The sequence below is a fragment of the Bradyrhizobium sp. SHOUNA76 genome (genome assembly GCF_023006445.1).
Taxonomy (GTDB): domain Bacteria; phylum Pseudomonadota; class Alphaproteobacteria; order Rhizobiales; family Xanthobacteraceae; genus Bradyrhizobium.
Window position 1 is genome coordinate 1 of record NZ_JALBHA010000436.1, and the last position, 5624, is coordinate 5624.

At 64.7% G+C, this 5624-nt stretch carries 6 protein-coding genes; 3 read left to right on the top strand and 3 right to left on the bottom strand.

Annotation, left to right across the window (positions count from 1 at the left end):
- Positions 1 to 3 precede the first annotated feature (3 nt).
- Entirely contained in the window at positions 4 to 1026 is a 1023-nt protein-coding gene (locus MOV74_RS30025; protein ID WP_246930340.1) for a methionine synthase, read from the bottom strand.
- 134 nt (positions 1027 to 1160) lie between these two features.
- Between MOV74_RS30025 and MOV74_RS30030 the strand changes: the two genes are divergently transcribed.
- The 3 genes from MOV74_RS30030 (at position 1161) to MOV74_RS30040 (ending at position 3591) form a co-directional block, all read left to right on the top strand.
- Complete coding sequence (locus tag MOV74_RS30030) at positions 1161 to 1862, top strand: glutathione S-transferase N-terminal domain-containing protein (protein ID WP_246930342.1); 702 nt, start codon at positions 1161 to 1163, stop codon at positions 1860 to 1862.
- Between the two features lie 143 nt (positions 1863 to 2005).
- Complete coding sequence (locus MOV74_RS30035; protein WP_246930345.1) at positions 2006 to 2614, top strand: 2-hydroxychromene-2-carboxylate isomerase; 609 nt, start codon at positions 2006 to 2008, stop codon at positions 2612 to 2614.
- The gene (locus MOV74_RS30040) at positions 2614 to 3591 is read left to right on the top strand and encodes an NADPH:quinone oxidoreductase family protein (protein WP_246930347.1); all 978 of its coding nucleotides are present in this window, start codon (positions 2614 to 2616) and stop codon (positions 3589 to 3591) included. Before MOV74_RS30035 ends, MOV74_RS30040 begins: the two co-directional genes overlap by 1 nt.
- A 104-nt stretch (positions 3592 to 3695) precedes the next feature.
- Here the strand turns inward: MOV74_RS30040 and MOV74_RS30045 are convergent, their stop codons facing one another.
- Together MOV74_RS30045 and MOV74_RS30050 are read right to left on the bottom strand one after the other, a co-directional pair.
- Positions 3696 to 4586 carry a crotonase/enoyl-CoA hydratase family protein gene (locus MOV74_RS30045; RefSeq protein WP_246930349.1) on the bottom strand — a complete coding sequence of 297 codons (891 nt, stop codon included), beginning with the start codon at positions 4584 to 4586 and terminating at the stop codon, positions 3696 to 3698.
- 139 nt (positions 4587 to 4725) lie between these two features.
- Positions 4726 to 5624, bottom strand: an 899-nt coding sequence (locus tag MOV74_RS30050) for an amidase (RefSeq protein WP_246930351.1), incomplete at its 5' end; no start/stop codon positions are given.

Consider the following 5624-nt stretch of genomic DNA (forward strand, 5'->3'; position numbering starts at 1 on the left):
CCGTCACCCGAGCTTCTCGCGCGCCAGCGCGGCGCCGGCGCCGAGCGCCATCAGCTTGGCTTCGGCGATCTCGCGCCGCATCGGCGCCATGCCGCAATTGGTGGTGGCGATGATGTTGCTCTTGGGCACGAATTTCGACACCGCGTCGATCACCTGCACGACGTCTTCGGCGGTCTCCACAATGTCGCTGGCGACGTCGATCACGCCGGCCTGCACGATCTTGTTCTTCAAGAGCGCGAGCAGGTCGAGCGGCACTTTCGAATTGCGACATTCGATCGCGACCTGCTGGATCGGGCTGGCGTCGATCGCCGGAAAGATCTGCTCGTACTGCCGCCATTGGCTGCCGAGCGTCTCCTTCCAGTCGGTGTTGGCCTTGATGCCGTAGCCGTAGCAGATGTGCACGGCCGTGGCGCAGGTCAGGCCCTGTGCCGCGCGCTCCAGCGCCTTGATGCCCCAATCGTTGACCTCGTCCATGTAGACATTGAAGGCGGGCTCGTCGAACTGAACCAGATCGATGCCGTCGGCCTGCAATGCCTTGGCCTCCTCGTTGAGCAGCTCGGCGAAGGCAAACGCCATCTTCACGCGGTCGCCATAATAGCGGTCGGCAATGGTGTCGATGATGGTCATCGGACCGGGCAGCGTGAACTTCAGCTTCTTCTTCGTATGCGTGCGCGCCGCGCGCGCCTCAAAGGCATGCACGCGCTCCTTCAGCCGGAGCGGCGCGACCACCTGCGGGACCATCGCCTTGTAGCGATCTTTCCGGATGCCCATCTCGACCTTGTGGGCGAAATCGATGCCGTCGATCTTCTCCAGGAAACCGTGGACGAAATGCTGACGGGCCTGCTCGCCCTCGGTGACGATGTCGATGCCGGCGTCCTCCTGGATCTTGACCCAGATCAGCGTCGCGTCGCGCTTGGCGCGGAGAAGCTCCTCGCCTTGAGATTTCCAGGGCGCCCAGAGCATGTTGGGCTCGGCGAGCCATTCCGGCTTTGGCAAGGAGCCGGCGATCGTGGTTGGAAACAGCATGGCGGCCCTCCCGGCCGGTTGTGTTGCGCCTCTTCCTGCCATGTCCTAACGTCGAGGTACAGAACAACGAAAGTCGCGCTCTATTCCAGCGGCGATGACAGGGAAGGCCCACAGGAAGGGCCAAGGGAAAGGTCATGATCGACCTCTATTACGCGCCGACGCCGAACGGCTGGAAAATCTCGATCATGCTGGAGGAACTCGGGCTTCCCTACACCGTGAAGCCCATCAACATCCGCACCGGCGAGCAGTTCGGTCCCGAGTTTCTGGCGATCTCCCCGAACAATCGCATCCCCGCCATCGTCGATCACGCACCCGCAGACGGCGGCGAACCGTTCTCGGCCTTCGAGACCGGCGCAATTCTGGTTTATCTGGCGGAGAAGACCGGCCGCCTGCTGCCGACCGACTTGCGCGGCCGCTCCACCACCATCCAGTGGGTGATGTGGCAGATGGCCGGCCTCGGACCGATGCTCGGCCAGCACGGCCATTTCGCGCTCTATGCGGCGGAGAAGATTCCCTATGCGATCCAGCGTTACCGCGACGAGGCGGCTCGGCTGTATGGGGTGCTCGACCGGCAGTTGGAGAACACCGGTGCCTATGTCGCCGGCGATTATTCCATCGCCGACATCGCCTGCTTCCCCTGGACCATGACCCACAAGGCGCAGGGCTTTACGCTCGACGACTATCCGAACGTGAAGCGCTGGTATGCCGAGGTCCGCGCCAGGCCGCAGGTGCAGGCGGGGCTTGCGATCGGAAAATTCGTGAAAGAGCCGTTCGACGAGGAATCACGCAAGATCATGTTCGGGCAGCGTGCGAAGGAAGTGTTGGGAAGGAAGTAACGGCCACTGCTCTCACCTCGTCATTGCGAGGAGCCCTTGCGACGAAGAAATCCAGACTGTCTCCGCGGAAAGATTCTGGATTGCTTCGTTTCGCTCGCAATGACGGAACATAGAGCCTACCGATACAAGTAAAAGGAAACGCCATGATCGAATTCTTCTTCGACTGCTCCAGCCCCTGGACCTATCTCGCCTTCCACAACATCCAGCCGCTCGCCAGGGAACTGGGCGCCGAGATCGTCTGGCGACCGATCCTGGTCGGCGGCATCTTCAATACGGTCAACCCGAGCGTCTACGCGCAGCGCGAGACGCCAGTGCCGCTGAAGGCGCGCTATATGAAGAAGGACCTTCAGGACTGGGCGCGCTCGGCAGGCCTTGCGATCAAGATGCCGCCGACGGTGTTTCCGGTGAACAGCGTGAAGGTGATGCGCGGCTGTATCTGGTTGGGTAAAGACGTGGTGCCGTTTGCGACGGCCGTGTTCGAGGCCTATTGGAGCGCCGACAAGGACATCTCGCAGGACGCGGTGCTTGCCGACATCTGCAAGCAGGTCGGCATCGACGCGCCGAAATTCTTCGCCGGTATCGCGGAGCAGGGGATCAAGGATCAGCTCAAGGCCAACACCGAGGAGGTCGTCGCCCGCGGCGGCTTCGGCTCGCCGACGATCTTCGTTGGCAAGACCGATATGTACTTCGGCAACGATCGCCTGCCGCTGATCCGCGAGGCGCTCAAGCGCAGCAAGGCGAGCGCGGCCTGATGGTGCGCGCCGTCGTCTGCCGCACGCTCGGCTCGCCCGAAACGTTGCGGCTGGAGGAGTTTCCGCCGCGCGCTCTGAAGCCGGGGGAGGTGCGCGTCGCGATCCGCGCCGCGGGGCTGAACTTTCCCGACGTGCTGATGGCCGCCGGCGAATATCAGCTCAAGCCGGAACTGCCGTTCACACCGGGCATGGAAGCCGCTGGGGACGTGACCGAGGTGGGCGCGGAGGCGAGCGGTGTTGCCGTCGGCGACAAGGTCATCGTCAAGATGCGCCACGGCGCATTCACCGAGGAAGCCGTCGTCACGCCGTCGCAGCTCACCCCCAAGCCGTCGACATTCGACTACGCCGAGGCTGCGACCTATCTCGCCGGCCACGGCACCGCCTATCACGCGCTGATCGACCGCGGCCGAATTGCGCCCGGCGAGGTGCTGCTGGTGCATGGCGCCGGCGGCGGCGTTGGCCTTGCTGCCGTCGAGATCGGCAAGATGCTGGGTGCGACCGTGATCGCGACCGCTTCCAGCGACGAGAAGCTCGCTATCGCCCAGGCCCGCGGCGCCGATCACCTCGTCCGCTACGACCGCGAGCCGTTTCGCGATGCGGTCAAGCGCATCACCGATGGTCGCGGCGCCGACGTCGTGTTCGATCCCGTCGGCGGCCAGGTCTTCGAGGACTCGATGCGCTGCATCGCCTGGGGCGCGCGGCTGCTGGTGATCGGCTTCACCGGCGGCATCGGCTCGGCGAAAACCAATCTCCTGCTGATCAAGGGCGCCAGCGTTCTCGGCGTGCGGGCGGGTGAAGCGGTGCGGAAGAATCCGGCGCTCGGCGAGGTGCGTCTGAAGGCGCTGCTGCAATGGGCGGAGGAGGGCAAGCTGCGCCCGAACGTCTCGCACCGCCTGCCGCTGGCGGATTATGCAAAGGCGATGCGGCTCTTGATCGACCGCAAGGCGATTGGGCGCGTGGCGCTGGTGATGGAGTGAAGGTGCCGTAGGGTGGGCAAAGGCGCGCAAGCGCCGTGCCCACCATGTCTCTTGATCGCGAAAATTGCGTGGGCAGGCTTCGCTTTGCCTACCCTACGAGAGCGTCATTTGTACTCCCGCTCCGTCCACCACGGGAAATAGTCCGGCATATCGGTGGACACCTTGTTCTTGAACTGCGCCGGACGCTTCTCCAGGAACGACACCACGCCTTCCTTCACGTCGTCGGAGCGGCCACGGGCGTAGATGCCGCGGCTGTCGACCTTGTGGGCTTCCATGGGATCGTCGGCGCCCATCATGCGCCACATCATCTGGCGGATCAGCGCCACGGACACCGGCGCGGTCTTGGCGGCAAATTCCTTGGCGAGCGCGCGGGCGGTTGGCAGCAGATCGTCAGGGGCTACGACCTTGCTGACGAGACGCCCCGCAAGCGCCTCCTGCGCCGGGAAGACGCGGCCCGAATAGCACCATTCCAGCGCTTGCGAGATGCCGACGATGCGCGGCAGGAACCAGCTCGACGCCGCCTCCGGCACGATGCCGCGCTGGGAGAAGACGAAGCCGAACCGCGCCGCGTCCGACGCAATGCGGATGTCCATCGCAAGCTGCATGGTGACGCCGATGCCGACCGCGGGACCGTTCACCGCGGCGATCACGGGCTTGAGGCATTTGAAGATGCGCAGGGTCACCTGGCCGCCGCCATCGCGCACCTGCGGATCGCCGTAGTCGACCTTGCCGTCGGCGAACCGCTTCACGGGACCACGGCGCGCGTCGCGATCGAACGTGTCGGCGCCGGAGGAGAGGTCGGCGCCCGCGCAAAAACCACGGCCGGCGCCGGTGACGATGATGGCGCGGACATTGTCGTCCTTGTCGGCCGCGTCGAACGCGTCGATCAGCTCGGCCTGCATCTGCGCGTTGAAGGCGTTGAGCTTGTCGGGTCGATTCAGCGTGATGGTGAGGATCTGCTCGGCGATCTCGTATTTGATCGTCTCATACGCCATGGTGGTTTCCTTCCCTGTCTTGAATTCGGTCTCGCTGAGACGAGATGCATGATCGCCACCGTCCGTCTTGCGCGGACTGGGCACGTGGCGGCCAGTAGAGGAACGTGGATGGCCGGGACAAGCCCGGCCATGACGCATGTTACTTCGCCGGCGGGCTCGGCCAGGGCCGCTGTGGCCCGCGTAAACCTTCAAAGGCCTTGGCCATGCCGAGCACGCCTGTATCGTCGAAGCGGCGGCCGACGATCTGCACGCCGATGGGAAACCCCTTGGAGTCAAAGCCGCCGTTGATCGAGACGGCGGGGTTCTCCGACATATTCCACGGCACGGTATAGGCGATGTGCTCGAACGGCTTGATCGGATCGTTGGTCGGCGAGGCCCATTCCGCCGCATAGTTCACGTTTGGCGCGGTCGGCGAGATTACGTAGTCGAGCTCGCAGAACAGCTTTGACGCCGCCGCGCGGATCGCCATGGTCTGGTTGAAGCCGCGGATGACGTCGACGCCCGACAGCTTGGCGCCGGACTCGCCCCATTTGAAGATATAGGGCAGCACCTTGGCCTGTTCGGCCGGCGTCAGCTTGGCCAGATCGTCCCACATCCGCGCACGCCAGAAGTTGTCGAGGCCATCGAGCATCTCGCGCGTGAGGATGCCGTCGACCTCGGTGACGACGGCGCCGGCGGATTCGAACGCCTTGGCCGCCTTCACCGCGACCTCGCGCACCGGCTTCTCCAGCGCCAAGCCGCAGCCGGGATCGAGCATCAGGCCGACGCGCAGCTTGCGCGGAGATTTCTCCAGGCCCTTCCAGTTGAGCGGTTCGGCGGGCAGGCTCATGCCGTCGCGCCGGTCCGGCTTTGCGATCGCACTCATCATCAGCGCGCAATCGTCGACCGTACGGGTCATGGGGCCGGCGACGCGGCCGACATAAGTGGGATCGATCGGCACCCGGCCAAAACTCGGCTTCAATCCGACGAGGCCGCACCAGCCTGCGGGCAGGCGCACCGATCCGCCGATGTCGGTGCCGAGATGCAGCGGGCCATAGC